The sequence below is a fragment of the Chitinophaga sp. genome, from assembly GCF_036569185.1.
In the GTDB taxonomy this organism is placed as follows: Bacteria; Bacteroidota; Bacteroidia; order Chitinophagales; family Chitinophagaceae; genus Chitinophaga.
In genome coordinates this window covers 38,414-63,661 of the sequence record NZ_DATCRD010000178.1, presented here as the reverse complement: position 1 = coordinate 63,661, position 25,248 = coordinate 38,414, and the positions used below count along the sequence as shown (strand labels likewise).

The window sequence follows — 25,248 nt, the reverse complement described above, 5'->3', positions numbered from 1 at the left end:
CAGGATTAAACTGATTACGCTGATTACGCTGATTGGATTACTTTGGATTTAAAATGATTCGGGGAGATTTAAGCAGATATTTTCGCCTAAATCTCCCCGAATCATTTTAAAATCATTACAAAATCCAATCAGCGTAATCAGTCTAATCAGTTTAATCCTGAGTCAGACAAAATTCGCTATATTTATTCCATGCAAACCATTTCCCGAAAGAAGATATTTTTTCCGATCAACTCCGCTTTCCGCAGGTATCTTAAGTTGTACGAGCGGGAAGTGAAGTTGCCTATCTCTTATGAGGAGCTGCGGTATTATGACCAGGCGATATCAGTGTACGATAAGGAAGGGAAAGATACATTGTGGGAAACCGTTTTCTACCCGCAAAGTATGGTAGGCTCTATCCATGCAGGGCTGAAGCGGGTGTACTCCATCCTGAAGGCCGGTGGCGATCAGACAGCGGAAGAGCACCTGCATATTGAGCGTATCGATTACTGTACGTTTGGGAACTCCCATCCTTTCCGGATCAAAATTGTCAATAATTACAACGAGGTGTACGACTACTTTTATATCAAGATTGCCGATGCCTCCCGTATTTATGGCCTGGAACTGGAACATATTCTATCTCCTTACTGGATGAATTTCCTGATAGATGGCAATACCCTGGTGGAAGAACATATTGCAGGGGTGCCCGGCGACCAGTTTATCCTGCATTACCTGAACAGGCCGGAGTTTAACCCGAAGCGTATCGCCAAAGAATTTGTAAAATTCAACGAACGTTGTTTTGTAAGGTTGTTGGGCGATATGCGTTCCTATAACTTCATTTTTGATATTACCCCGGATTTTGATGATGTGCAGTTCCGTATCCGTGCCATTGATTTTGACCAGCAATTTTATGAGGGCCGGCGTACCCTGTATATGCCGCAGTACTTTAAGGAGAACCGCATCTTTGTGGAACTGGCCATCAAACACCTCAATGCAGAAGTGGTGAAACAATACCAGCAGGAAGAGCGCGCCGTAATTGCCCGTCGTATTAAAGTGCAGCGGCACCGCATTAAAGATCTGCGGGATGTGATCATGACCGACCGGGTTTCTTTTCCTGAAAAGATCCAGCAGCTGGGAGATGAGCTGGCAGAATATTATCATGATCCCGTATTTTCCCGCTGTAAAACGATGGGGGAGATCATAGAGCGCAGTTTGAAGCGTTTGCTGGTGAGTAGTTTACGTTAAGCCCCGCATTAAATCTTAAATTAGGATATGATTGAAAAAATCCTTCCTATCTTTGATCAGTTATGGAGTTCAAATTCTTCTATCATTTCGGAAACTTCCTGCTCATGCTCAAAGGCATGTTTTCCCGCCCGGAAAACATGAAGATGTACTGGAAGCAATTTATGCAGCAATGTGTGGATATCGGCGTAGGGTCGTTCGGGATAGTATTTATTATTTCCCTGTTCATGGGAGGTGTAACCACCCTGCAAACTGCCTATCAGCTGGTAAGCCCTATCATTCCAAAAAGTACCATCGCACAGGTGGTGAGAGACACTATTATCCTGGAGTTTGCGCCAACACTTACCAGTATCGTACTGGCGGGTGTGATCGGGTCAAAAATAGCCTCAGAACTGGGTAACATGCGGATATCCGAACAGATAGACGCCCTGGAAATCATGGGTATCAATACCAAGGGATACCTCATATTGCCAAAAATCCTGGCTGCCGTGCTGATGATACCGGTACTGGTGGCTATTGCGGGCTTCCTTGGCATCTGGGGGGGAAAGGAAGCGGGCGTGCTTTCCGGCATTATCTCTGCTGAACAGTTTATGCAGGGGCTCCGGCAGGAGTTCAAGGCATACAACGTATTTTTTGCAATGGCCAAATCCTATACTTTCGGGTTTATTATTGCCAGCGTATCTGCTTACTATGGCTATAATGTGAGCGGCGGCGCACTGGAAATAGGTAAAGCCAGCACTACTGCCGTGGTGGTAAGCTGCGTGCTGATATTATTCATGGACTACGCATTAACGGCCATATTACTGTAATCATGATTGAACTGCAAGACATAAGAAAGAGCTTTGGGGATAAGGAAATACTGAAGGGCGTATCAACAATAATGGAACCCGGCAAGGTAAATCTCATCATTGGCTCCAGCGGTAGCGGTAAAACCGTAATGATGAAATGCATTGTAGGACTGATGGGGGTTGACGCAGGAAAAGTGCTGTATGATAAGCAGGACTTCACCGCTATGGATGAAAAAGAGAAAAAAGTAATACGCCAGGAGATAGGCATGCTGTTCCAGGGCTCGGCACTGTTCGACAGTATGACCGTTGAGCAAAATGTAATGTTTCCCCTGGAGATGTTCGGTAAAGGTACCCTGAAAGAGAAAAAGGCCAGGGTAGCGGAATGCCTCGAAAGGGTACAGTTAAAAGAAGCCGCGAAAAAATTCCCCGCCGAAATCAGTGGCGGGATGAAAAAAAGGGTAGGGATTGCCCGTGCCATCGTGCTCAACCCGAAATACCTTTTCTGCGATGAGCCCAACTCCGGGCTGGATCCGCAAACATCCCTGCTGATCGATAAGCTCATTACGGAGCTTACGCAGGAATACAATATCACCACCGTTATTAATACCCATGATATGAACACCGTAATGGAAAGCGGTGACCATATTGTATATATGTACCAGGGCCAGAAGCAATGGGAAGGTAGCAATAAGGAGATCGTATTCAGCAAAGACCAGAAATTAAACGACTTCATCTTTGCCTCTGAATTCCTGCGCGAAGCAAAGGAAATGCGGCAGCTGGAATTATTTAAAGATGGAAAGTGGCGGGAGCAATTGAAAAAGGAACAGGGAGAACAGTAATGTTTGATTATCAGATAAAAAGATAATATATAATATCCTGATCTATTTTTACAGGTACTGCCGGCAACCTGGATCCGCCTTATTTACCGGGCCAATTATTTTCCCAACCAATTGGTAGCTTTATCTTAAAGGCACTAAATTGCAGAATTAGGGAAATCGGCTTATTTTTGCCGTCCAGAAGAATCAGACATATAATATTAAACCAATAAAACAAGCGCGATGAGTGTTTTAGTTAATAAGGATAGCAAAGTGATTGTTCAGGGATTTACCGGTACAGAAGGTACTTTCCACGCTACGCAGATGATTGAATATGGTACCCAGGTAGTGGGTGGTGTTACCCCTGGTAAAGGCGGCACTACGCACCTGGAACGCCCGGTGTTCAACACGGTAGCTGATGCAGTAAAGGCAACCGGTGCAGATGTTTCCATCATTTTTGTACCTCCCGCATTTGCAGCTGACGCAATCATGGAAGCTACCGAAGCTGGTATTGCCCTGGTGGTATGTATCACAGAAGGTATTCCTGTACAGGATATGATCAAGGCAAAGAACTTCCTGCAGGGTACCACTACCCGCCTCATCGGACCGAACTGCCCTGGTGTTATCACCGCAGATGAAGCCAAAGTAGGCATCATGCCCGGCTTTATCTTCAAAAAAGGGAAAATCGGCATTGTTTCCAAATCCGGAACTTTAACTTATGAAGCTGCCGACCAGGTAGTAAAAGCCGGTTTAGGCGTTTCTACCGCTATCGGTATCGGTGGAGATCCCATCATCGGTACGCCTACCAAAGATGCAGTGGAACTGCTGATGAATGATCCTGAAACAGAAGGCATCATCATGATCGGTGAAATTGGCGGTAGCATGGAAGCTGATGCAGCCAAATGGATCAAGGAAAATGGTACTAAGCCTGTAGTTGGTTTCATTGCTGGTCAGACTGCGCCTCCGGGACGCCGTATGGGTCACGCCGGCGCTATCATTGGCGGCGCTGAAGATACCGCTGCCGCAAAAATGAAGATCATGGCGGAATGCGGGGTTCACGTTGTAGAAAGCCCTGCCAACATTGGTAAAACAATGGCGGAAGTATTAAGCAAAACAGCAGCCCTGGCATAATTATCTGCCGGCAAAATTATATAAGGTGAAAAGTGTGGGAGATCTGTTCCGGCACTTTTCACCTTTTTTGTTCCCCTTTATGGAAACCATGCCTGTACCGGCATCCTCATCAGTAAAAGAAGTAACTTACTGTAAATAACGATCCTATATGCGTTTATTCATCGGAATATTCATTGTTTTAATCATTAGCAGCAATAAGATAATGGCCCAGTTTAACTACGATAACTCCTGGAAAAAGATCACCGCACTGGAAGCAAAAGGATTACCCAAATCGGCCCTGGAGGTAGTCAACAGTATTTATGCACAGGCTGTAAAAGATAAAATGCCCGCCCAGCAGATCAAAGCGCTCATCTACCAGATGAAGTACAATGCGGAGATCAATGACAGCAGCACCCTGCAGAATCTGCAGAAAATAAACGAACAGGCCGCTGCTGCCACCGGTCCGCAAAAGGCCATCCTGCAAAGCATCAGGGCCGAAATGCTGTACCGGTATTTCCAGTACAACCGGTACCGGTTTTATAACCGTACCGCTATTGCCGGCGACGAAGGAACGGATGTAACCACCTGGGGGGCCGACCGGCTGCACCAGGAAATTACCGCCGCCTACCAGGCTTCCCTCTCTGACAAGGAAATGCTGGAGAAAACAAGCCTCACTGCATTTGACGCAATTATTGTTAAGGAAAATACCCGGCAATTACGGCCAACCCTATACGATTTGCTCGCCCACCGCGCCCTGGAATATTTTAAATCCGGAGAAGCCGCTATCACTAATCCGGCTAACCAGTTTGAGCTTACCGACCCGGTAGCATTTGCACCTGCCGCCACTTTTGCTTCGCACCGCTTTACCAGTTCAGACAGCACTTCGCTGCAATACCACGCCCTGCTGATATTGCAGGAACTGATCCGTTTGCACGCAGGCGATAAAGCAGCCTTACTGGATGTTGACGTGGAAAGGATCAGCTGGATAAACCAGGTGGCTGTTATGGAAAATAAAGATGCCCTTTACCTCCAGGCGCTGGACCAGGCAGCACTGGCCTATACAGGGGAGAAAGAAGTAACGGTTGTAATGCAGATGCAGGCCTCTTATTATATGCAGAAAGCAAATGCAACCGATGATGCGAAAGGGGATAATATGAAAAAGGCAAAAGCTATCTGCGAAAAAGCAATAGCGTTGGCCCCTGCATCCGCTGGAGGTGTAGCCTGCGCCTATATGCTGGATGAGATCAACGGGCAATTCCTGGAACTGGCTACTGAATCTGTAAATGTACCGGAGCTGCCATTCAGAACCCTGGTAAGGTATAAGAATATTAACAGGATCTACCTGCGCATTTTTAAAATAGATGAGACTTTTCTGAAGCTGCTGCGCAAAGCCCAAAGCAACTACCGCGACCAGGCAAATACCTACTGGCAATTAATGTTGTCGCGCCCCGCCATGAAATCCTGGGAACAGGCCCTGCCCGATCCGCAGGATTACATCACCCATAAGGCAGAAATTAAAATAGACGCCCTGCCTGCCGGCCATTATATGCTGTTATCCAGCGCCGATCCGCAGTTTAAGATGAAAAATAACCCAATGGCCATGCAAATGACCTGGGTATCAAATATCAGTTACCTGGAAAATGATAAGGCTTATTATGCCCTGCATCGTACCACAGGGAAACCATTAACAGGTATCGACCTGCAGATACTGCGGAATAAGAACAATAATTCAGATGAATGGATGCTGGTGGAAAAACTAACTACCGGCAAAGATGGCAGCGTAAAGCCTGCCCCCATGAAACAGCATAACAATCTGCGCCTGTACTGGAAAAGCGGGCAGGATGAATTATACATCGACTCACACCAGTATTATTACACCAATAATGAACAGGAGCAGGAACCTAAGCCACAAACCTTCCTGTTCGCCGACAGGAGCATTTACCGTCCTGGTCAGACCATTTACTTCAAAGGAATAGTTTTAAAGAAACGGATCAATGAAACCGGCAGTGATGTGCTCACTAATTATAAAACCACTTTGTCGCTGTATGACGCCAACGGCGATAAGGCAGATTCCATCAGCTTAACCACCAACGGGTATGGCGCCTATTCCGGGAAATTTACATTGCCGGAAGGCCGTATGAACGGGGCTTACAGCCTGAGAGATGAAGCAGGAAGCGGCTATCTCGCCTTCCAGGTGGAAGAATACAAACGCCCTAAATTTTATGTGCAGTTCGACACTGTGAAAAGTACATATCGTATAGGGGATACCGTTACTGCCAATGCCAAAGCCCTGGCTTTTGCGGGTAACAATATCGACGGCGCCAAAGTTACTTACCGGGTGGAAAGGAGAGTGAGGTACCCTTACCCCTGGTTATTTTATAAGATAGCTGTGCCGTATGGATCTTCCAGGGAAATTAGTCATGGCGAAACTACCACAGACGCCAACGGCGCTTTCCAGGTAAAATTCCCGGCGCTTAACGATAAATCTGTGGACGCGGCTACCAAACCGGTATTTACTTATGTGGTATACGCCGATGTAACAGATCTGAATGGCGAAACCCGCAGTGGCAGTCAAACCATCAGTGTGGGTTACCAGGCTATGGAAATTGCGGTGAACGTTCCTGATCGCCTGCAACAGGAAGATCTTAAAACGCTGAGGATCTACTCCCGTAACCTGAATGGTGGATTTGAACCTGCCAGTCTTACTATAGCCATAAAACCGCTTACGCCCAATAAACGTCTGTTACGTCCCCGTTACTGGGAAGCGCCAGATCAGTTTGTAATGGATGAAGCCAGCTACGTACAGGCGTTCCCGGTAGATATCTATAAAGATGAAGACGATCGCAGGAACTGGCCCCGCCAGGCAGCAGTGATAAAGGAAACCATTGCCGGCGACCCGGAAGGGAAAGTGACGCTGGACACCAGGAAGCTGGCACCGGGATTTTATGAACTGGAGGTAAGCGCAAAAGACAGGAACAATGAGCCTGTTGTACAAAAAGCGACTTTTGAATTAGTGGATGCCCATCCGAAGACTTTGCCTGCACCGGTTTATTTATGGAGCTATCCTGCCGCGGCTACCGTATCGCCGGGGAAAACAGCTACCATTCTGCTGGGTTCTGCCGCCGGTAATATTCACCTGATCCAGACCAGGAGAACGGCAACCACGAAAGAGGTAGTTTCTTCGCTGGAGTTCTCCGGTATAAAGCAGCTTGATTTTCCTGTAACGGAAAATGAACGGGGAAATATAGCGCTGGCTTATGTATTTGTGAAAGATAACCGGGTGTTCACGGAAGGCCCAACCATAACAGTGCCCTGGGATAACAAGGATCTGCAAATAAAGCTGGGCACCCATCGTGATAAATTATTACCTGGGGAAAAAGAAAAATGGACCGCACAGATCTCCGGTTATAAAAATGAGAAAGCAGCAGCCGAAATGCTGGCGTCTATGTATGATGCCTCCCTCGATGAATTTGTATCACATAAGTGGTATAAGCCTTCTATCTATCCATATGTATATAATCTGCTTACGTTTAACGGACGGGATAATTTTAAGATGGATGTGTCTGCAGGACTTTATGATCCCGAACAAAAATCACATACCGCAGAAGAAAAAACGTATGAAATGCTGAACCTGTTCGATTGGGACATGGGCGGCTATTCAGGTGGAGGGTTAAGGTATACAGACACAAGAAGGCTGAAGGCTGCTGCAAAGGCAGGCAATGCACCAGTTCTGCAGGAAATGGCCATGGCTCCTGCTCCCGCGGCATTAGCTGATGAGGCAAGGGCAGATGCGGCTGTTGCTAACAAAACCGTTGGAGAAGTGGCACCAACAGAAGAAAAAGAACCTGCCACACCTTCTATCCGTAAAAACTTCCAGGAAACTGCCTTCTTCTTCCCGGATCTCCACACGGACAAAGAGGGTAATATCACCTTTGAGTTCACTGTGCCGGAAGCGCTTACCAAATGGAACTTCCAGGGCCTGGCACATACCAAAGACCTGGCTTTCGGTTACACCAGCGCCAGCATTGTAACGCAAAAAGTGCTGATGGTACAGCCTAACGCGCCACGGTTTGTGCGCGAGGGCGATAAAATGGAATTCACTGCTAAAGTGAGCAACCTGTCGGATTCCCAGCTGATAGGCCAGGCCCACCTGGAATTGCTGGATGCAGCTACCATGCAGCCGGTAGACGGATGGTTCCAGAACATATTTCCGTTGCAGCATTTCACCGCCCAGGCAGGGCAAAGTACCGTGGTGAGTTTCCCGATCCAGATCCCGCACGGGTTCCAGAGCGCGCTCATTTACAGGGTGACCGCACAGGCAGGGAATTTCAGCGATGGAGAAGAAAACGCCTTACCGGTGCTAACCAACCGGATGCTGGTAACAGAATCGCTTCCATTACCGGTTCGCGGCGATGGCAAACATGATTTTACCTTTGATAAACTATTGCACAGCGATTCTTCACAAACAATCGTACAACATGGTGTTACCGTAGAGTATACCAGCAACCCCGCCTGGTATGCAGTTCAGGCATTGCCTTACCTGATGGAGTTCCCGTACGAATGCGCGGAACAGGTGTTTAACCGCTATTATGCCAACGCATTGGCCACTCATATTACCAATGCTACACCGGGGTTAAAAAACATTTTCGATAAATGGAAAATTACCGATACAGCAGCACTGGAAAGCAACCTTGCAAAAAATGAGGAACTGAAATCGGTATTGCTGCAGCAAACACCATGGGTGCTGGAAGCAAAGAATGAAGCGCAACAGAAAAAGAATATCGCCCTGTTGTTCGATCTGCAACGGATGCAGAAAGAAAGAACATCAGCGTTGAACAAGCTAACTGCCCAGCAGTTGCCGGATGGCTCGTTCCCATGGTTTACCGGTATGTGGAAAGACAGGTTCCTTACCCAATATATCGTAGCTGGTTTAGGACATTTACAGCAACTTACCGGGGAAAAAGATCCGGCCGCTACAGCCATGGCAATGAAAGCGATCGATTACCTGGATAAAGAACTGGATGAAGATTATTACAGGTTGCTGAAAACAAAGGCCAATATGAAAGAGCAGCAGATTGACCAGGTGCAGATCCACTACCTGTACGCCCGCAGCTTCTTCGATAAACCAGTGCCTGCCGCCATGAAGAAATCATTTGATTTCTATTATGCGCAGCAGCAAAAATACTGGACAAAGCAAAGCCGTTATGCACAGGGAATGATTGCCTTATCGCAGTTTAAAAAGAACGACCAGGTAACGCCGGCGGCTATACTGAAATCACTGAAGGAAAATGCCATGAACAGTAAAGAAATGGGAATGTACTGGAAAGATGTAACCGGTGGTTATAACTGGTACCAGGCGCCCATTGAAACGCAGTCGCTCCTGATAGAAGCTTTCCAGGTAGCCGGTAAGGATGCCGCCGCCGTGGCAGATATGAAAACCTGGTTATTGAAAAATAAGCAAACCAATAACTGGCATACCACCAAAGCTACAGCAGACGCCTGTTATGCCATGTTGCTCCAGGGCGATAACTGGCTGGCCGCTTCTCCCGAAGTAGCCATACAACTTGGAAATACCCCGGTGAAACCCGCCGCCCGGGAAGCAGGCACTGGTTATTTTAAAGAAAAAATAGCTGCGAAAGCCGTGAAACCGGATATGGGCAATATCAGCGTAACCGTGAGCGATAGTAAAGGACAGCCATCCTGGGGAGCCGTGTACTGGCAGTACTTTGAAGACCTGGATAAAATTACTGCGGCAGCTACGCCACTGGTACTGGAAAAAGAACTGTTTAAAGAAGTGAACAGCGACAAAGGACCGGTGCTCACAAAAATCAACGAAGGCAATGAGCTGAAAGTGGGTGATAAAGTGAAGGTAAGAATAGTGTTGCGGGCCGACAGGCAGATGGAGTACATCCACCTGAAAGACATGCGGGCAGCTTGTTTTGAGCCGACCAACGTAATCAGCACCAGCAAATGGCAGGACGGATTAAGCTACTACGAAAGTACCCGGGATGCTTCTACAGATTTCTTTTTCAGCTATCTGCCAAAAGGAACCTATGTGTTTGAATATACATTGTTTGTTACCCATTCAGGTAAATTTTCCAATGGTATCAGCACTGCCCAATGCATGTATGCGCCTGAGTTTTCAGCGCATAGCAGCGGGCTCAATGTAAAAGTGACGGAGTAAAATTGTGATATCGTTTTGTAAAGGGGCTGATGAACATATCCATCAGCCCTTTTTTTATTGCTATTTTTGAAGGTATGAGGAATGCAGATTATGTTATTGTAGGACAAGGAATAGCTGGTACCATGTTAAGCTGGTTCCTGTTGCAGGCAGGTAAAAAAGTAATTGTTATAGACGATGCCAAACCCAACAGCGCTTCCAGGGTAGCCGCCGGCATCATCAACCCCGTATCCGGCCGCAGGTTTGAGCCGGCCTGGATGTATGATACTATTTACCCGTTTGCCAAAACTACTTATGAGCAGCTGTCGGCCTTACTACAGGTGCCGGTTTTTACGGAGCGTGAGCTGTGGACGGTTTTTCCGTCGATGCAGATGAGGGAAGCCTTTCTGAATAAAACTAACGGTAATGAATACACGCAACTACCTGCTGACCTTAAATATACCGCCTTCCTGGATCAGCCTTACGGGGCGGCCATTGTTCGTGGCGCCACGGTGAACCTGCGTTCGCTGTTGCCGGCCTATCGCCGTTATCTGCAGGACCGCGATGCGTTGGTGGAAACCCACCTGGACATTGCCCGCCTGGAGATCAGGGAGAATGGGGTAATTTATGGAGATATATCTGCCACTAAAATTATTTTTTGTGATGGAGCAGGTACCATAGGGCTTCCTTTTTTTAAGGAGATAAAATTTTTACCCAATAAAGGAGAAGTGTTGCTGGTGAAGATACCCGGGCTGGAAACGGGAGATATTATTAAGAAGGGGATCACGCTGGTGCCGCAGGACAATGGGTTATTCTGGGCAGGCTCTTCTTTCGTGTGGGACTATGAAGATGACCATCCTACTTTGAAGCAGCGGGAAATATTGGAGAAAAGCCTTGCTCAGTTGTTGAAAGTGCCTTATGAAATAGTGGATCAGCTTGCGGCAGTGAGGCCATCGGGGAACGACCGCCGCCCGATAGCCGGTTTTCACCCCGGACTGCCGCCTGTAGGGCTTTTTAACGGGTTGGGAACAAAAGGCTGTTCGCTGGCACCTTTTATGGCAGCGCATTTCAGGGATGCGCTTGTTGCCAATGCACCGCTGATGCAGGAAATAGACCTCAAACGATATTTTAACACACACCGGGCATAAAATGCCCGATTCAAACCGTATCTTTGCCCCCCTTATGGGCATAAGTGAACAACTGGATAGTGGTGATTGCTTATCCCGTAATTCAACCATAAAACTAACTAAATCAACTATTTACGCATGTATAGGACGCACACTTGCGGGGAATTACGAATGGAACAGGTGGGCCAGGAAGTAACTTTGGCCGGATGGATACAGACAGTAAGAAAGTTTGGCAGTATCAATTTTTTTGACCTGCGGGACCGTTATGGTATTACTCAATTATTATTCGGGGAAAGCCTGAATGCTAAGCTGGATGCGCAGCCGCTGGGCCGTGAGTTTGTTATCCAGGTAAAGGGCACCGTAACCGAGCGTTCTAATAAAAATAAAAATATCCCTACCGGTGATATAGAGATCACTGTGAGTGATTTTACCATCCTTAATGCAGCTAAAACGCCGCCGTTTACCCTGCAGGATGATACCGACGGAGGGGATGAGCTGCGGATGAAATACCGCTTCCTTGACCTGCGCCGTAATATTGTAAGACAAAACCTGGAATTACGTTACCAGGTAGGGCGTGCTGCACGCAACTACCTGCATACAGCCGGTTTTATGGATATAGAAACGCCTTTCCTGATCAAATCCACCCCGGAAGGCGCCCGCGATTTCGTAGTGCCCAGCCGCATGAACCCCAACGAGTTCTATGCGCTGCCACAGTCGCCCCAAACTTTTAAGCAATTGCTGATGGTGAGTGGCTACGACCGTTACTACCAGATAGTGAAATGCTTCAGGGACGAGGATCTGCGTGCCGACAGGCAGCCGGAGTTTACCCAGATCGACTGTGAAATGAGCTTTGTAGACCAGGAAGATATCCTGAATACCTTTGAGGATATGCTCAAGCACATCTTCAGGGAAATAAAAGGTATTGAATTTCCTGATGCTTTCCCACGCATGACCTTTGATGATGCGATGGAATATTATGGAAACGATAAACCGGATATCCGCTTCGAAATGAAGCTGGTAAACCTGAATGATACTGCTAAGAACAAGGGCTTTAAAGTATTTGATGATGCGGAACTGGTAGTGGCTATTGCTGCCAAAGGTTGTGCAGAGTATACCCGTAAACAGCTGGATGAACTGACGGATTGGGTGAAACGCCCACAGATCGGCATGAGCGGGCTCATCTATGTACGTTATAACACAGATGGTACCTTAAAGAGCTCTGTGGATAAGTTTTTTGACGAAGAACAATTGAAATTATGGGCGCAAAAATGTCAGGCCCAACCCGGAGATCTAATCCTGGTGCTGGCTGGCAAGGAAGAGCGTACCCGTAAAGCTGCCAGCGAGCTCCGCCTGGAAATGGGAGAACGCCTCGGCTTACGCAACAAAAACGACTTTAAACCGTTGTGGGTTATAGACTTTCCGTTATTTGAATACGCTGAAGAAGAGAACCGCTGGGTGGCCCGTCACCATCCGTTTACGTCGCCAAAGCCAGAGCAGATAGCCCTGATGGATGATCCTTCACAATACGGCAAAATTAAGGCTAACGCCTACGATATAGTTTTAAACGGCACAGAAGTAGGGGGTGGTTCCATCCGTATTTTCCAGCGCGACCTGCAGCAGAAAATGTTTGCCGCCCTGGGAATGAGCAAGGAAGAGGCAGAACACAAATTTGGCTTCCTGTTGGGTGCATTTGAATATGGTGCACCACCGCATGGAGGTATTGCCTTCGGATTTGACCGCCTGTGTTCGCTGTTGGGTGGCAGTGAAAGTATCCGTGATTTTATCGCTTTCCCGAAAAATAACTCCGGGCGTGATGTGATGCTGGATGCGCCTGCTGCAATTGATCAACAACAGCTTAACGAATTGAAGATCAGCCTGGTTAAGTCATAACTAGTTCGCTTCATGAGGCATGTTTAACAAGTTGCTAACATGCTTTCCGCGAAAAAAAGGCTTACCGGCATAGTCTTTGCATGAAGGAATGCTTTTGTCGCTGAAATCCCCTTTGATATGGCAAAATGCCGCATCAAGGGGGATTGGCACAAATATGAGGTACAATTTTTTTTAACAAGAGATTAACGGGTTAGATAAGAAAAAGAGGAGATCGTATTATTTAAATTTTTAAAGTAATATTGCGGTGTGATCATCGTTGATATGTGAGGTAAGAAAATGATGCTGAAAACAAAGAAGGAACTATCACCTGTATCAAAAAATACTACCATGAGAATTTCAACATTCTTTAAGAGGACAGTATGGTTATGTGCGGTGTTACTATTGCTAATGCTCAGCAATGTTGGGTTTGCACAACAATCCACAAACAATTATCTGAAGAAATTTAAACCGGTTTCTGTAGAATTAATGCAGGAAACCGGTATCCCGGCCAGCGTTATCCTTGGGATAGCGATGCTGGAATCAGGCACCGGAACAAGCAGGAACGCAAAATTATTGCACAACCACTTTGGTATCGTTGGAAAAAATAATATTTCCAAGGTTAAACCGGGAGCAAGGTCTGTGTACAAACAATACGTATCAGACATGGCTTCCTATGAGCATTTTGTGGAAGTACTGGCACGTAAGCAATGGTTTGGCGAACTAAAAGGTAACCCCGAATTTACCGTATGGCTCAAAAAGATGAACCACAGCGGTTATTCATCCGCCGGCCATGAATGGATTAAACGAGTGACAAACATTATTAACCGCTATAAATTGTATAAGCTGGACGCAGGTATGGATAGCGTGGCCACGGAATCACAAAAATGGTTAACCGTAGGCATGCCGGCAGCAGGCGAACAGTGATGTGCTACAGATTATTAAACTATGTCCGGCAAAAATAAGTCTGCCTACCCGTTCTATATTATTCTGGGAACTTTAGTTTGCGTAGTGGGGCTGTCACAGCTCAATTACAGCTTTTCATATAAAGACTTTCAATTCCGGAAGCTGGATATGTTATCAGAACTGAGAACAACTTCCACTTCCACGGACGATCAAAAGCTTACTGCAGGCGGCAACGACAGCAGTAAGCTTTCTGGTTTAGACAGCACCGGCGCCGCCGGTAACCCGCATGTACCTAACCCGGATCATACTCATGATTTCATGTCGTATACCGGTATCCTCGAATATGCTTCCCCCATACCCGGCGACTCTATCGTTGGGATGAAACAATTTCTCACTGCACTTAAAGAGCTGAAGGCAGGCAAACGCCGGAAGGTAAGGATTGCCTATTTCGGCGACTCCATGATTGAAGGAGACCTGATCACCGGTGACCTGCGCGACAGCCTGCAACATTATTTTGGTGGAGGCGGTGTGGGATTTGTGCCTGTTACCTCTGTGGTGGCGTCTTTCAGAACCACCATTACACATACTTTTTCTACCGACTGGAAAGATTATCATTATAAGAATTCACCGCCATCTGATGTTATCCTGGGATTATCCGGGCATACTTTTTATCCTGGCGGAAACAGCTGGGTGAAGTATTCACCTGTAAAGAAACCGTTGCTTGATAAATTCAACGAAGTGTCTGTGTTATATGGCCCTGCTGAATCAGGGGCTGTCACTATTAACGATAAGGCCTATACGCTTTCAGGCAATCAACCGGTGAACAGGCTGGATCTGCAGCAGGATACCGGAACTGCTTCCGTAGTGATCCGTAACACTGGCAGCGCTATGCCTTTTTATGGCGTTTGTTTTGAGAACGGGAATGGGATCTATGTAGATAACTATTCGTTCAGGGGTATCAGTGGAGTGGAACTTGGCCGCTTGTCTGCCAGTATGGTCCGTCGCATGCAGCAGGAGCGTCCTTACGACCTGGTGGTGATGCACTATGGCGCCAATGTATTATTCCGCCCGGAACTTACCGACTACAGCTGGTATGAGCGCCCGATGAAGAAAGTGATGGACTCACTCCGGCAGGACCTGCCATCCACTTCATTCCTCATCATCGGTACCGCCGATAAATCTTACAGAAAAGCCGATAAATATATTACCGCACCCGGCGTGGAAGCACTGCTGAAAGTACAGCACGACCTCGCCGCCGGCCATGGTACCGCCTACTGGAACCTTTTTGCCGCCATGGGCGGCGAAGGCGCTATGGTAAAGTGGGTAGAAGGAGACACCGTGATGGCCAACAAGGACTATACACACTTTAACAGAACGGGAGCAGCCAAAGTTGGGGCGCTGCTTTATAAAGCTATTATGAATGAATACAGTCAGGCACAACAACCTTAGCGCAAAATGGGTGGCAGTGCTTTTACTGATACTCAGTGGATTTACAACTTATGCACAACAGATGGCCGATGCCGGCAGTATCCAGCAGGACACTGCTTTGTACAATGTTTTTTCCTCGCTTCATGAAGCAGACAGTAATGTAATATCCATCCTGCACCTGGGCGATTCCCACGTACAGGCAGGTTATTTCCCTCTTACTGTAGCTACCCTGTTGCAAAACCAGTTTGGTTATGCAGGCAGGGGATATGTTTTTCCATACAACCTGGCAGGCACCAACGGACCGGAAGATTTTAAGTGGAACAGCACCGTGAAATGGGCTTCTGAAAGAGTGGTGGACCGGAATAAATCTGATGTACTGGGTCCCGGAGGTATTGCCATCATTTCCCAGAATGATGCGCCTACGCTGTCGTTCACCGGTAAAACGGATGGTGCAATGGATAATAATTTCCGTAAAGTAACCCTGCTGTATGATGCTGGAAATACCACTAACACCCTGGTAGTGCCGGATGCTACCGTCACGATAACGCCAGCCCCTTTTCCTGGTTCACCTACCCTGAGCAAAGCTACCCTCGATTTCCTGCAAACGTCGCAATCTTTCCAGGCAAGATGGGAAGGCACCGGCAACGGGCCATTCCGGTTTTATGGCGCTGTTATGGAAAACAGCCGCAATGGGGTGTTGTATCACAGCGTTGGTATCAATGGAGCCATGTTCCAGCACTACAATGAGATCAGCAATATCCTGCTGGCGCAGATGGCAGTGCTGAAGCCCAGGCTGGTTATCATTTCCCTGGGCACTAACGAGGCCTATGGTGGCAGAATGGATCCCCTGGCCTTCAGGGATGAAATAGACAAAGCGGTAACGTTGCTCCGCAAACAGGACCCCTCTGTAAATATCCTGCTTACTACTCCCCCGGATTGTATGCGAGCAGTACAGAAGGCTACCCGGAGAAAAGTAGGTAAAAAGAAATACAGAACAGTATACCACACTGCTTATTATCCTAATCCATATATATCGATGGTGACCCAGCAGATCATGGGATATGCGCGGCAGCACGGTATTGCCTGCTGGAATTTTAATGCGGTAAATAAAGCGCAGAAAGGTAGATTTGCAGGAGCCTGGGCCCCTGATCATATTCATTTTAATGCAAGAGGATACCAGTTACAGGGACAGTTATTATACGAAGCCCTGCAACGTTCTTATACACATTATCTACAGCAAACAAAGAAAAATCCATTAACCTCCGATGATCGACATTAATAAACTGTTATACCAACTGTCGTACCATGAGTCAGACCCGGTTCTTTTTAACAGTGGGTTCTTCTTTTATTACTTTGCCCTATTCCTGATGTGTTACCTGCTGGTAAGCAGGAACAAAACCGCCAGGGTATGGGTATATACGGTATTCTCCCTCTATTTCTTTTATAAGGCATGCGGCTATTACGTAGGACTGGTCATACTTTCAGCGATTGTAGATTTTAATTTATCGAGATGGATCCATGAAAGCCCCGATAAAAAGGTGAAGAAATCACTGCTGATACTGAGTATTTTCCTGAATATAGGGTTGCTGTTTTATTTCAAGTATACCAATTTCTTTATCGGGATCATTAACGACATCACAGCCGGGCATATTTCCACCCTGAAGCTGATCCTGCCCATTGGTATTTCTTTTTATACGTTTGAAAACCTTAGCTATACCATAGATGTGTACAGGGATGAAATCAAGCCCGTGGACAATTTTATGGATTATCTTTTCTTCCTGTCTTTCTTCCCCAAACTCATGATGGGGCCTATTGTGCGCGCTGCTGATTTTATCCCGCAGATCTCTATGCCTTACCGCCTCAGTTCAGAAGATATTGGTAAGGGAATGTACCTGATCATGGGGGGATTATTTAAAAAGATTGTAATCTCGGATTTCATTTATCAGAACTTCGTACAATATATCTTTGATGATCCAAGTAAGCATACCGGCCTGGAATGTTTAATGGGCGTATATGGTTATGCGTTGGTGATTTATTGCGACTTCTCCGGTTATTCCGATATGGCGCTGGGTATTGCGCGGTGGACAGGCTTTAAAATTCCTCCCAATTTTGACTCTCCCTACCAGAGCTCTTCCATCACAGAATTCTGGCGCCGCTGGCATATTTCATTATCAAGCTGGTTAAGGGATTATCTGTACATACCATTGGGAGGTAACCGTAAGGGAAAGGTGCGCCAGTATATTAACCTGGCACTCACCATGTTGATTGGCGGTTTCTGGCATGGCGCCAGCTGGAACTTTATTTTCTGGGGAGCCATGCATGGTAGTGCGCTGGCTGTTGACAAGGTGCGGATCGATTACCTGAAGAAGAGCAAAAAAGTGATCACAGGGTGGAAAGCTACTTTCTTTAAGATACTTGGAGTGCTTATTACTTTCCACTTTGTTTGCTTCTGTTGGGTGTTTTTCAAGGCAGCCACTTTTCATGATGCATGGTCGCTGTTACACCAGGTGGCATACGATTTCCAGCCGGAGATTGCCCTGGAGCTGTATAATGGTTATACCGCTGTGTTCTGGGTAATGATACTCGGCTTTATATTGCACTTCCTGCCTTCCAGGGTGGAGTTTTCCCTGGAGAAAATACTGGGTCGTATTCCTGTGGCGGGTAGTGTAGCCATCATGGTAGCTTTCATCTGGTTATTGGTGCAGGTGAAAAGTACCCAACCCATGATCCCGATTTATTTCCAGTTTTAATATGCTTTACCGTTTCTGCCAGGGGATATAGATTTCAGAATCATTCTCGCCTGTTAGTGAAATAAAGAAATGGTTACCGCTCATTTTGAAGTATCCTGCGCGGCAGCTGTTGTTAATAAATTCATACATGGGCAGGCCTGCAGCAGCGAAGTTCATGGGCACCGGCAGTTTTTTGTAATAGCCACCGGGAACACGTTTCGTAAAGAGACTGTATGGCTGTTGGAATGAGCTGCGTACCTGGTTATGCGCCTTATTGTATTCGTTGTGCATAGGAATCATAATCCCCACATACATCATCATTTTTGAATAATCAGTAACCGGCACTATATCCAGGGTACCGGTGATGATCATGGCGCCGGGCAGTTCCAGGGATATTTTAATGGCGTAAAGCTGTTGCTGGTAATTACTGAGGTATTCCACCATTGTTCTTATCGGGTCACCGTTCCTGGGAAGGATATTATAATACAGCAGGTAATCCTGCAGCTGTATGTCTTCTGTACGGTCTGTGGTGAAAATGAGATGCTGCGGGTCATCGTGTGGTGTAGAGGCTATTTTGGTGCGTTCCAGTGTATTTTTCTCATTTTCCAGGTAAGGCCGGTTGCGGAAGCTGATGGGGGCTTCGTTAAAGAATTCCCGGAATGCTTTTGTAAAGCTGGATTGTGTATATCCACACATTTCGCTGATCATTCCTACGCTGTAATCACTGTGCCGGAGGTATCCTGCGCCGGCTTCCACTCTCCGTCTTTTCATGAAATGCATGTAAGAGGTGCCATACATCTCTGTAAATTTATGCGAGAAATTGTCGACAGATTCGCTGATCAGGGCCGCTACTTCTTTAAGGCCACGGTCGCCCTGCGGATCGTCATGCGACAGTGAAATGGCCAGTTGTATTTTCTTGTCCCAATGGTTAAAAGTTGATGGTTTCATGAGGCTTAATTTTGGAGTTACCTAATTTAGGCTAAAGCCTGAAGGCAACAGATTAGCCGGTCGCAACAGGAATGGATTAACGAGCCGTTAACGATTTACCTGCTCAAAGCATAAACTACTGGATTAAATAATAGCTAATTCTATACTTTTGCGCAATAATTCCAGAACCTGATGCGCACTGCCAGAATTTTTCCGATCGTTATTTTGATGTTATGTTTCACGGGAACTGCCCGTGCGCAATTTCTGATGGATATGATAGATACCACCACCGAACTGGGAAAGGGTATGATATCCATGTATATGAAATATGATGCCCTGCGGTTCAGCGGGTATATTCAACCGCAGTTCCAGATGGCGCAATCGAGAGGGGCCCAGGGCTATGCGGCGGGGAATTTCGCCCCGGCCTCCGATAACCGCTTTACCCTGCGCCGCGGACGTATCCGGGTGGATTACGAACGCTATAACAAGGAAGATATGCCGGTGGTGCAGTTTGCCTTCCAGTTTGATGGTACCGAAAGGGGAGTAAACATCCGGGATTTCTATGGTCGTTTTTTTGAGACAAAATTTAATTTGTTCTCACTGGTGGGAGGAATGTTCGCCCGTCCGTTTGGTTATGAGGTAAACCTGTCGTCGGCCGATCGTGAAACCCCTGAGCGTGGGCGGATGTCACAGATCCTGATGAAAACAGAACGGGACCTGGGAGCAATGATCTCCTTTGAGCCCCGCCGCAAAGATCATCCTCTGCGGTTCCTGAAAATAGATGCAGGCGCTTTTAACGGGCAGGGACTAACAGCTACCACTGATTTCGACAGTCATAAAGATTTTATCGGGCGTATCACTATAAAGCCTCAGAAGATCAAGGGAACAAAAAGCCAGTTATCGGGCGGGGTCTCGGTGTTGTATGGCGGGATGCAGCAGTTTACCAAAGAGATTTATACCATGGGAGCAACCAGTGGGAAGCCTGTTTTCATGGTAGATTCTTCGGTGGCCAATGTAGGAAAAATCGCTCCCCGGCATTATTTCGGGGCGGATGTACAATGGAAGATCTTCAATGGTGAAAAGAAGGGCTATACCCAGTTCCGCGCAGAGTATCTCCGGGGAAAACAAACAGCCACCGCCCTCACCACTGAAACGCCGGGCACTATTCCCGTAGCGGCAGACGGAAGTTTACAACCGCTGTATATCCGCAATTTTGACGGTGCCTATCTTTATTATATTCAAAATCTCGGAAGCGTAAAACACCAGGCAGTATTGAAATACGATTGGTACGATCCCAATACAAAGGTAAAAGGCAAAGAGATCGGCGCTCCGGGTGCAGGGCTCACCCCGGCGGATATACGCTATAACACGGTAGGCATCGGTTACCTCTATTATGCCAATGAACACCTGAAGTTCATGGTGTATTACGACTGGGTGACCAATGAAAGCACGGAACTGGAAGGGTTTAAAGACGACCTGCCGGACAATGTGCTTACCTGCAGGATGCAGTATCGTTTTTAACAGCACTGCTTATAAAATGGAATGGGCCAACAGGTACTTATCCCGTTGGCCCATTCCATTTATTTGAAATGATTATTCTCTTCCTGATTCCATCGTAAACCCGAATGTGCTGCCTATCTCGGGCTTGCTGCGTACGGTTATGGACTGGTCGTGGGCTTCCACGATATGCTTAACAATGGCCAGGCCCAGGCCGGTACCGCCAATGTCGCGGCTACGCGCCCTGTCGGTACGGTAAAACCGTTCAAATACACGAGGCAGGTGTTCCTCCGCCATTCCTATGCCATCATCGGAAATTTCTATCAGTACTCTTTTGCCGTCCATGCTGTAAATGCTGGCAATGGTATGACCGTCGGGTTTGCCGTACTTAATTGAGTTATCGACCAGGTTAATAAGCACCTGCCGGATCTTTTCTTTATCGGCATACACCGGCTGTGGCGCTTCGCAGCCTTTTTTGATACTGAACTTAATGCCTTTGGTATTAGCTTTCAGCGACAGCGTATCAAATACATCCCTGATCAGGTCCTGGATCACGAATACTTCTGCATTCACCGTCATTTCCCCGCTTTCCAGTTTGGATATTTCATCCAGGTCATCGATCAGCCGGCAAAGGCGGTCAATGTTCTTGGTGGCGTTTTTCAGGAACAGCTTATTTACATTGGGATCTTCCAGTGCGCCGTCCAGCAATGTGTGAATATAGCCCTGAACGGCAAAAATGGGCGTTTTCAGCTCATGGGAAAGGTTCAGCAGGAATTCCTTACGGAACTCTTCATTCCGGCGGAGATTTTCCAGTTCTTCTTTTTTCTGGCTGGCCCATTTCTCTACATCTTCACTTACTTCTTCAATGGTTTTCAAAGGAAGAATATTTTTCTGGAAGAACTCTTCCCGCTTCGACGCCTTGGTCTGGTAAATGAATTTGTAGATCAGCTTTATTTTCCTGTAAATGAAGTTCTGCAGGGTATAAAGATAGAGATAGTATGATACCAGGAAAGTAAGCACAAAAGCTCCCACTACCACTTTCCAGTTACCATCTATTACCAGGCTGCCCAATGCTATAACGGCAGATATGATAAGGGCTGTAAACCCCGCTAACTTCTGGGGGGACAGGTTTTTTGCTTTAAACATACTCCAAAGTGAGTAATTAAGGTAATAATGGGAAATTACTTTAAATTTTTTACTTGACAACAGTAATAGCTTTTAACCAGCAGTGTTGGCTGCAGGTGAATATGTTTTGGTGGGATTTGAGTATACTGCGGCGGGAATGCCGCAGTTAAAGGCTAACGGGGGAAGACTACATTTCAAATTTATAGCCTACACCTTTTACAGTCGTGATTAAATCAATGCCTATTTTCTGGCGTATCTTACGGATATGCACATCAATAGTACGGTCGCCCACAATCACTTCAGTACCCCATACCTGGTTGAGGATTTCGTTGCGCAGGAATACACGGCCGGGTTTTGATGCCAGTAACTGCAACAGCTCAAACTCTTTCTTTGCCAGGATGATTTCCTGCCCTTTGTATGTAACAGTGAATTTTTCCCGGTCGATGATCAGGTCGCCCAGCGTTACGCGGGTTTCCTCTGGTTTGTGCAAACGGCGGAAAAGCGCATTGATACGGCTTACCAGCAATTTGGGTTTAATAGGTTTGGCAATGTAGTCGTCTGCTCCCATATTTAACCCGTCTACTTCTGATTTTTCATCATTGAGCGCAGTTAAGAACAATACCATCGTGTCTTTAAACTCAGGGATTTTCCTGATTTCGCGGCAGGTATCGATCCCGTTCTTGTTCGGCATCATGATATCCAGCATAATCAGATCCGGTCTGAATATCTTTGCTTTCTGGATAGCCTCGCTGCCGTCTTTCGCTGTTACGGTATCGTAACCCGCTGTTTTAAGATTGTAACTGATAATTTCCAGAATATCCAACTCGTCATCTACTACCAGAATTTTTCCTGCAACCGCTTGGTCAATCATAAATTTTGCTTTTAAAAAGACGGGACAAAATTATAAAGCCATCTCCGTGATTAATGGAAAATTAACATTATGAAATTGTTAATTCAATATCAGACTGGTTTTCCGCGTTCCACGGCAAGGTACGTCAAATAACAATGCAGTATCAATATGTCAACTATTCGCTATTCATAGCTATATGATTATTAAAAAAATAACTCATTCTGTGTTTTTATGAAGATAATATCAGGCCGGCCACAGTACCCGTTTATAGATAAAATATTGTAAATATGTTTCTTGCTAAAGAACAGCAGATAATAACCAAATGCTGGCAAACTCTGTATTTGGTTGTAAATTTGCTATCTGGTCCTTGCGAAAAGATCACATTAGTATGAGAAGATTTTTATTAATAACTGCGCTGATAGTACTGGCAACCAGCCAGATGCAGGCGCAAAGCAGTCACCACCCGATTCCAATCAGCAGACAGGGATTTCATGACAACATTGATAAAGAACAGGCTGCTGCAGCCAAGTTCGATGGGAAAGCGGATGATCTCGTGAAAGTTTCAGAGGATCAGACCACCAACCTGCAGGTAACCAATGCCCTGATAAAAGAGGTAGACGATATGCAGCAGGAAATAGAGGACAACGATTCACTGGATCACCGGTTGAAAGTAAAATACCTCTCTGCTATTTATGTAATGGTGAAAGATTATAACCAGAAACGTGCGCGCAGTAAAATAGATCCGGAAGAAGCCCCCGCCATGGTGGCTGCTTTCCGCAATATGATGCATGCCGATATCAAGGGGCAGAGTATCCTGCCTTATATCAACCACCTTTCCTATGATGCTTCCGAAAGGATCATCGAATCCTTCCAGGATAACCCCGGCTACAAAGAAGCCAGGGGACAGGTGTTCACCAAATACGCCTTTAATAACCTGGAAACTGTAATGCCTAAACTGGTGGATTATCTCAATTACCCGGGCACCGATTCCGTTATAGCAGCTGTGGCACGTAAATATCCGAACCAGATACTTACCTATGCCACTTCTTATACTCCCATGGCTACTGCCATTAAACGTAACCAGGATCCGATCGTGCAACAGATTGTGCGCATAGGGCAGTCGCCCCAAAGCACCAGGATACTGCCTTTCATCGACGAACTCCTGGCTGGTACCACTACCGTTGAAAAACTGGAGCCCATAGTGGACAACGACTACCAGTATTTCAGGCAGATGGTAAAGTCCACTATCGCCTTGCAGAAGATGAAAAGCGACGGACAAAACCCATATGGTCTGAAAGCTATGATGGAAAACATGCAGGCAAAATCGCTGCTGTATATCCGCTCTGTAAACGATCTGCATGAAGAACCCGCCCCGGTGAGGTTTGCCATCGTTAAGAATTTTACGCCGGAAGAACTGTATTACCTGATCATCAACGGCCAGGAAGAACTGTATACTTCCAGTTATACCAATCACAACAATGCAGGCCTGTACGACCAGATGATGCTCCGTATGAAGCCTCCGCGGGGCGACAGCTTACTGATGATGGTGAATTTCGACCGTTTCAAAAAGTTCATCGCCATGGCCGCAGGTTTTAATACGCTGGATAATTTCCTGAAATCCATGGCCCCGGAAAATTCCAATTACCTCATGCAGAAATATGTGCAGAACCTGGAAAAAACCGAAGACCTGGAAGATGCGGTGGATGTGGCTAATTCCTTCGGCAGTATCCGCGACGAGAAACTGCTGGAATTCCTTCGTGTGGAGGTAAAGAAGAACCTGAACTATGTAAGAAAGCATAACGATAAACGAGGAACCGTTATTTACCAGCTGCTCAGCAGCCTGTTTGAAACCGAATCAAAATCAGAGAACGATTCGTCCAAAGCCACGGATATGGCTGCGAAGCTCCAGTTGCCACCTATCAACTATGTTACTTTTAACACATTGGAAAGCGATAGCGGAAGGGTGTACCAGCAGGTGTTTTTTTATGGAGATAAAGACGGGCAGGAATCGTACGCCAGCTTCATGACCAACTTCCCTTCGTCCGACTGGAGAGTAAGCAAAAATAAATACTGGACTACCATCACTTCGCTGAAAGGCAAGCCCACCACTATTTATGCAAACCTTCCAACAGATGAGCCTGCCGATAAAGAAGCTATTTCCAAATTGTCTGAATACCTGGATGAGAACGATATCCATCCTACTATCTTCATTCACCGCGGGCACAGCTATCATATCAATACCACCCTGGATAACCTGCAAAGCTCTGCCAAGATAGTAGTGCTGGGTTCCTGCGGCGGTTATCATAACCTGGCTACCGTACTGGAAAAATCGCCGGAGGCGCATATTATTTCCTCCAAACAGGTGGGAACCCGTTTTGTAAACGAGCCCATCATCCACAGCCTGGAAGACCAGGTGCGTTCCGGCAAAAATGTGGACTGGGTAATCATGTGGGCGCAGCTCACCAAACGGTTTGCCGGGGATGCCCGCAACAAAGACCTTTTCAGCGATTATGTGCCCCCGCATAAAAACCTGGGCGCCATATTCATTAAGGCTTACAAGCAGATCATGAAGGACGAAAAGAAATAAAATTCATAAATATTTTCCCGGAAGGCGCAGGATTCCTGCGCCTTTTTTTGTATGCCCCGGCTTCCCGGTAAGTCCTGCGTAATTATTTTTTATCGTAGGTTTGCCGGGTAGTTTA

The 25,248-nt window shown here is 46.6% G+C and carries 16 protein-coding genes; 13 read left to right on the top strand and 3 right to left on the bottom strand.

Annotated features, from left to right (window positions below; translation table 11 throughout):
* Nucleotides 1-189: 189 nt before the first annotated feature.
* The 11 genes from VIM72_RS13690 (at nucleotide 190) to VIM72_RS13640 (ending at nucleotide 18,168) form a co-directional block, all read left to right on the top strand.
* Nucleotides 190-1,221 (top strand): hypothetical protein, encoded by a 1,032-nt coding sequence (locus VIM72_RS13690; RefSeq protein ID WP_332003386.1) that lies wholly within the window; start codon nucleotides 190-192, stop codon nucleotides 1,219-1,221.
* Between the two features lie 62 nt (nucleotides 1,222-1,283).
* Nucleotides 1,284-2,027, top strand: a complete 744-nt coding sequence (locus tag VIM72_RS13685) for an ABC transporter permease (RefSeq protein ID WP_332003385.1) — start codon at nucleotides 1,284-1,286, stop codon at nucleotides 2,025-2,027.
* Between the two features lie 2 nt (nucleotides 2,028-2,029).
* Nucleotides 2,030-2,845: an ABC transporter ATP-binding protein gene (locus tag VIM72_RS13680; RefSeq protein ID WP_332003384.1), complete on the top strand. Its 816-nt coding sequence runs from the start codon at nucleotides 2,030-2,032 to the stop codon at nucleotides 2,843-2,845.
* Nucleotides 2,846-3,064: 219 nt separating this feature from the next.
* A complete protein-coding gene (sucD, locus tag VIM72_RS13675; protein WP_209856872.1) occupies nucleotides 3,065-3,952 on the top strand; it encodes a succinate--CoA ligase subunit alpha in 888 nt (295 codons plus the stop codon).
* Nucleotides 3,953-4,100: 148 nt separating this feature from the next.
* On the top strand, nucleotides 4,101-10,115 hold the full coding sequence (locus VIM72_RS13670; protein ID WP_332003383.1) for an alpha-2-macroglobulin family protein: 6,015 nt from the start codon (nucleotides 4,101-4,103) through the stop codon (nucleotides 10,113-10,115).
* Between the two features lie 29 nt (nucleotides 10,116-10,144).
* Nucleotides 10,145-11,239, top strand: a complete 1,095-nt coding sequence (locus VIM72_RS13665; protein ID WP_332003382.1) for an FAD-binding oxidoreductase — start codon at nucleotides 10,145-10,147, stop codon at nucleotides 11,237-11,239.
* A 117-nt stretch (nucleotides 11,240-11,356) separates the two neighbouring features.
* The gene (aspS, locus tag VIM72_RS13660) at nucleotides 11,357-13,108 is read left to right on the top strand and encodes an aspartate--tRNA ligase (RefSeq protein WP_332003381.1); all 1,752 of its coding nucleotides are present in this window, start codon (nucleotides 11,357-11,359) and stop codon (nucleotides 13,106-13,108) included.
* 327 nt (nucleotides 13,109-13,435) lie between these two features.
* Complete coding sequence (locus VIM72_RS13655; RefSeq protein WP_332003380.1) at nucleotides 13,436-14,011, top strand: glucosaminidase domain-containing protein; 576 nt, start codon at nucleotides 13,436-13,438, stop codon at nucleotides 14,009-14,011.
* Nucleotides 14,012-14,032: 21 nt separating this feature from the next.
* The gene (locus tag VIM72_RS13650; protein ID WP_332003379.1) at nucleotides 14,033-15,439 is read left to right on the top strand and encodes a hypothetical protein; all 1,407 of its coding nucleotides are present in this window, start codon (nucleotides 14,033-14,035) and stop codon (nucleotides 15,437-15,439) included.
* A complete protein-coding gene (locus VIM72_RS13645; RefSeq protein WP_332003378.1) occupies nucleotides 15,411-16,697 on the top strand; it encodes a GDSL-type esterase/lipase family protein in 1,287 nt (428 codons plus the stop codon). Before VIM72_RS13650 ends, VIM72_RS13645 begins: the two co-directional genes overlap by 29 nt.
* Nucleotides 16,684-18,168 carry an MBOAT family O-acyltransferase gene (locus tag VIM72_RS13640; protein ID WP_332003377.1) on the top strand — a complete coding sequence of 495 codons (1,485 nt, stop codon included), beginning with the start codon at nucleotides 16,684-16,686 and terminating at the stop codon, nucleotides 18,166-18,168. The genes VIM72_RS13645 and VIM72_RS13640 overlap by 14 nt, the downstream gene beginning before the upstream one ends.
* A gap of 6 nt (nucleotides 18,169-18,174) precedes the next feature.
* On the opposite strand, the gene VIM72_RS13635 is transcribed toward VIM72_RS13640, so the two are convergent.
* A complete protein-coding gene (locus tag VIM72_RS13635; protein ID WP_332003376.1) occupies nucleotides 18,175-19,095 on the bottom strand; it encodes a helix-turn-helix transcriptional regulator in 921 nt (306 codons plus the stop codon).
* A 252-nt stretch (nucleotides 19,096-19,347) separates the two neighbouring features.
* Between VIM72_RS13635 and VIM72_RS13630 the strand changes: the two genes are divergently transcribed.
* A complete protein-coding gene (locus VIM72_RS13630; RefSeq protein ID WP_332003375.1) occupies nucleotides 19,348-20,595 on the top strand; it encodes a porin in 1,248 nt (415 codons plus the stop codon).
* 72 nt (nucleotides 20,596-20,667) lie between these two features.
* Here VIM72_RS13630 and VIM72_RS13625 read toward each other — a convergent pair whose 3' ends face one another.
* Together VIM72_RS13625 and VIM72_RS13620 are read right to left on the bottom strand one after the other, a co-directional pair.
* The gene (locus tag VIM72_RS13625) at nucleotides 20,668-21,717 is read right to left on the bottom strand and encodes a sensor histidine kinase (RefSeq protein WP_332003374.1); all 1,050 of its coding nucleotides are present in this window, start codon (nucleotides 21,715-21,717) and stop codon (nucleotides 20,668-20,670) included.
* Between the two features lie 166 nt (nucleotides 21,718-21,883).
* A complete protein-coding gene (locus tag VIM72_RS13620) occupies nucleotides 21,884-22,567 on the bottom strand; it encodes a response regulator transcription factor (RefSeq protein ID WP_079471020.1) in 684 nt (227 codons plus the stop codon).
* A gap of 367 nt (nucleotides 22,568-22,934) precedes the next feature.
* Between VIM72_RS13620 and VIM72_RS13615 the strand changes: the two genes are divergently transcribed.
* Nucleotides 22,935-25,133, top strand: coding sequence for a hypothetical protein (locus tag VIM72_RS13615; protein ID WP_332003373.1), 2,199 nt, complete (start codon nucleotides 22,935-22,937; stop codon nucleotides 25,131-25,133).
* The last annotated feature ends 115 nt before the right edge of the window (nucleotides 25,134-25,248 follow it).

Bases quoted from the DNA above. Each gene is read 5' to 3' on its own strand.
- VIM72_RS13670 (WP_332003383.1), top strand. From the start codon at position 4,101: ATGCGTTTATTCATCGGAATATTCATTGTTTTAATCATTAGCAGCAAT.
- VIM72_RS13620 (WP_079471020.1), bottom strand. From the start codon at position 22,567: ATGATTGACCAAGCGGTTGCAGGAAAAATTCTGGTAGTAGATGACGAG.
- aspS (WP_332003381.1), top strand. From the start codon at position 11,357: ATGTATAGGACGCACACTTGCGGGGAATTACGAATGGAACAGGTGGGC.
- VIM72_RS13685 (WP_332003385.1), top strand. From the start codon at position 1,284: ATGGAGTTCAAATTCTTCTATCATTTCGGAAACTTCCTGCTCATGCTC.
- VIM72_RS13665 (WP_332003382.1), top strand. From the start codon at position 10,145: ATGAACATATCCATCAGCCCTTTTTTTATTGCTATTTTTGAAGGTATG.
- VIM72_RS13645 (WP_332003378.1), top strand. From the start codon at position 15,411: ATGAATACAGTCAGGCACAACAACCTTAGCGCAAAATGGGTGGCAGTG.
- VIM72_RS13635 (WP_332003376.1), bottom strand. From the start codon at position 19,095: ATGAAACCATCAACTTTTAACCATTGGGACAAGAAAATACAACTGGCC.
- VIM72_RS13630 (WP_332003375.1), top strand. From the start codon at position 19,348: ATGATAGATACCACCACCGAACTGGGAAAGGGTATGATATCCATGTAT.
- VIM72_RS13655 (WP_332003380.1), top strand. From the start codon at position 13,436: ATGAGAATTTCAACATTCTTTAAGAGGACAGTATGGTTATGTGCGGTG.
- VIM72_RS13615 (WP_332003373.1), top strand. From the start codon at position 22,935: ATGAGAAGATTTTTATTAATAACTGCGCTGATAGTACTGGCAACCAGC.
- VIM72_RS13650 (WP_332003379.1), top strand. From the start codon at position 14,033: ATGTCCGGCAAAAATAAGTCTGCCTACCCGTTCTATATTATTCTGGGA.
- VIM72_RS13690 (WP_332003386.1), top strand. From the start codon at position 190: ATGCAAACCATTTCCCGAAAGAAGATATTTTTTCCGATCAACTCCGCT.
- sucD (WP_209856872.1), top strand. From the start codon at position 3,065: ATGAGTGTTTTAGTTAATAAGGATAGCAAAGTGATTGTTCAGGGATTT.
- VIM72_RS13625 (WP_332003374.1), bottom strand. From the start codon at position 21,717: ATGTTTAAAGCAAAAAACCTGTCCCCCCAGAAGTTAGCGGGGTTTACA.
- VIM72_RS13640 (WP_332003377.1), top strand. From the start codon at position 16,684: ATGATCGACATTAATAAACTGTTATACCAACTGTCGTACCATGAGTCA.
- VIM72_RS13680 (WP_332003384.1), top strand. From the start codon at position 2,030: ATGATTGAACTGCAAGACATAAGAAAGAGCTTTGGGGATAAGGAAATA.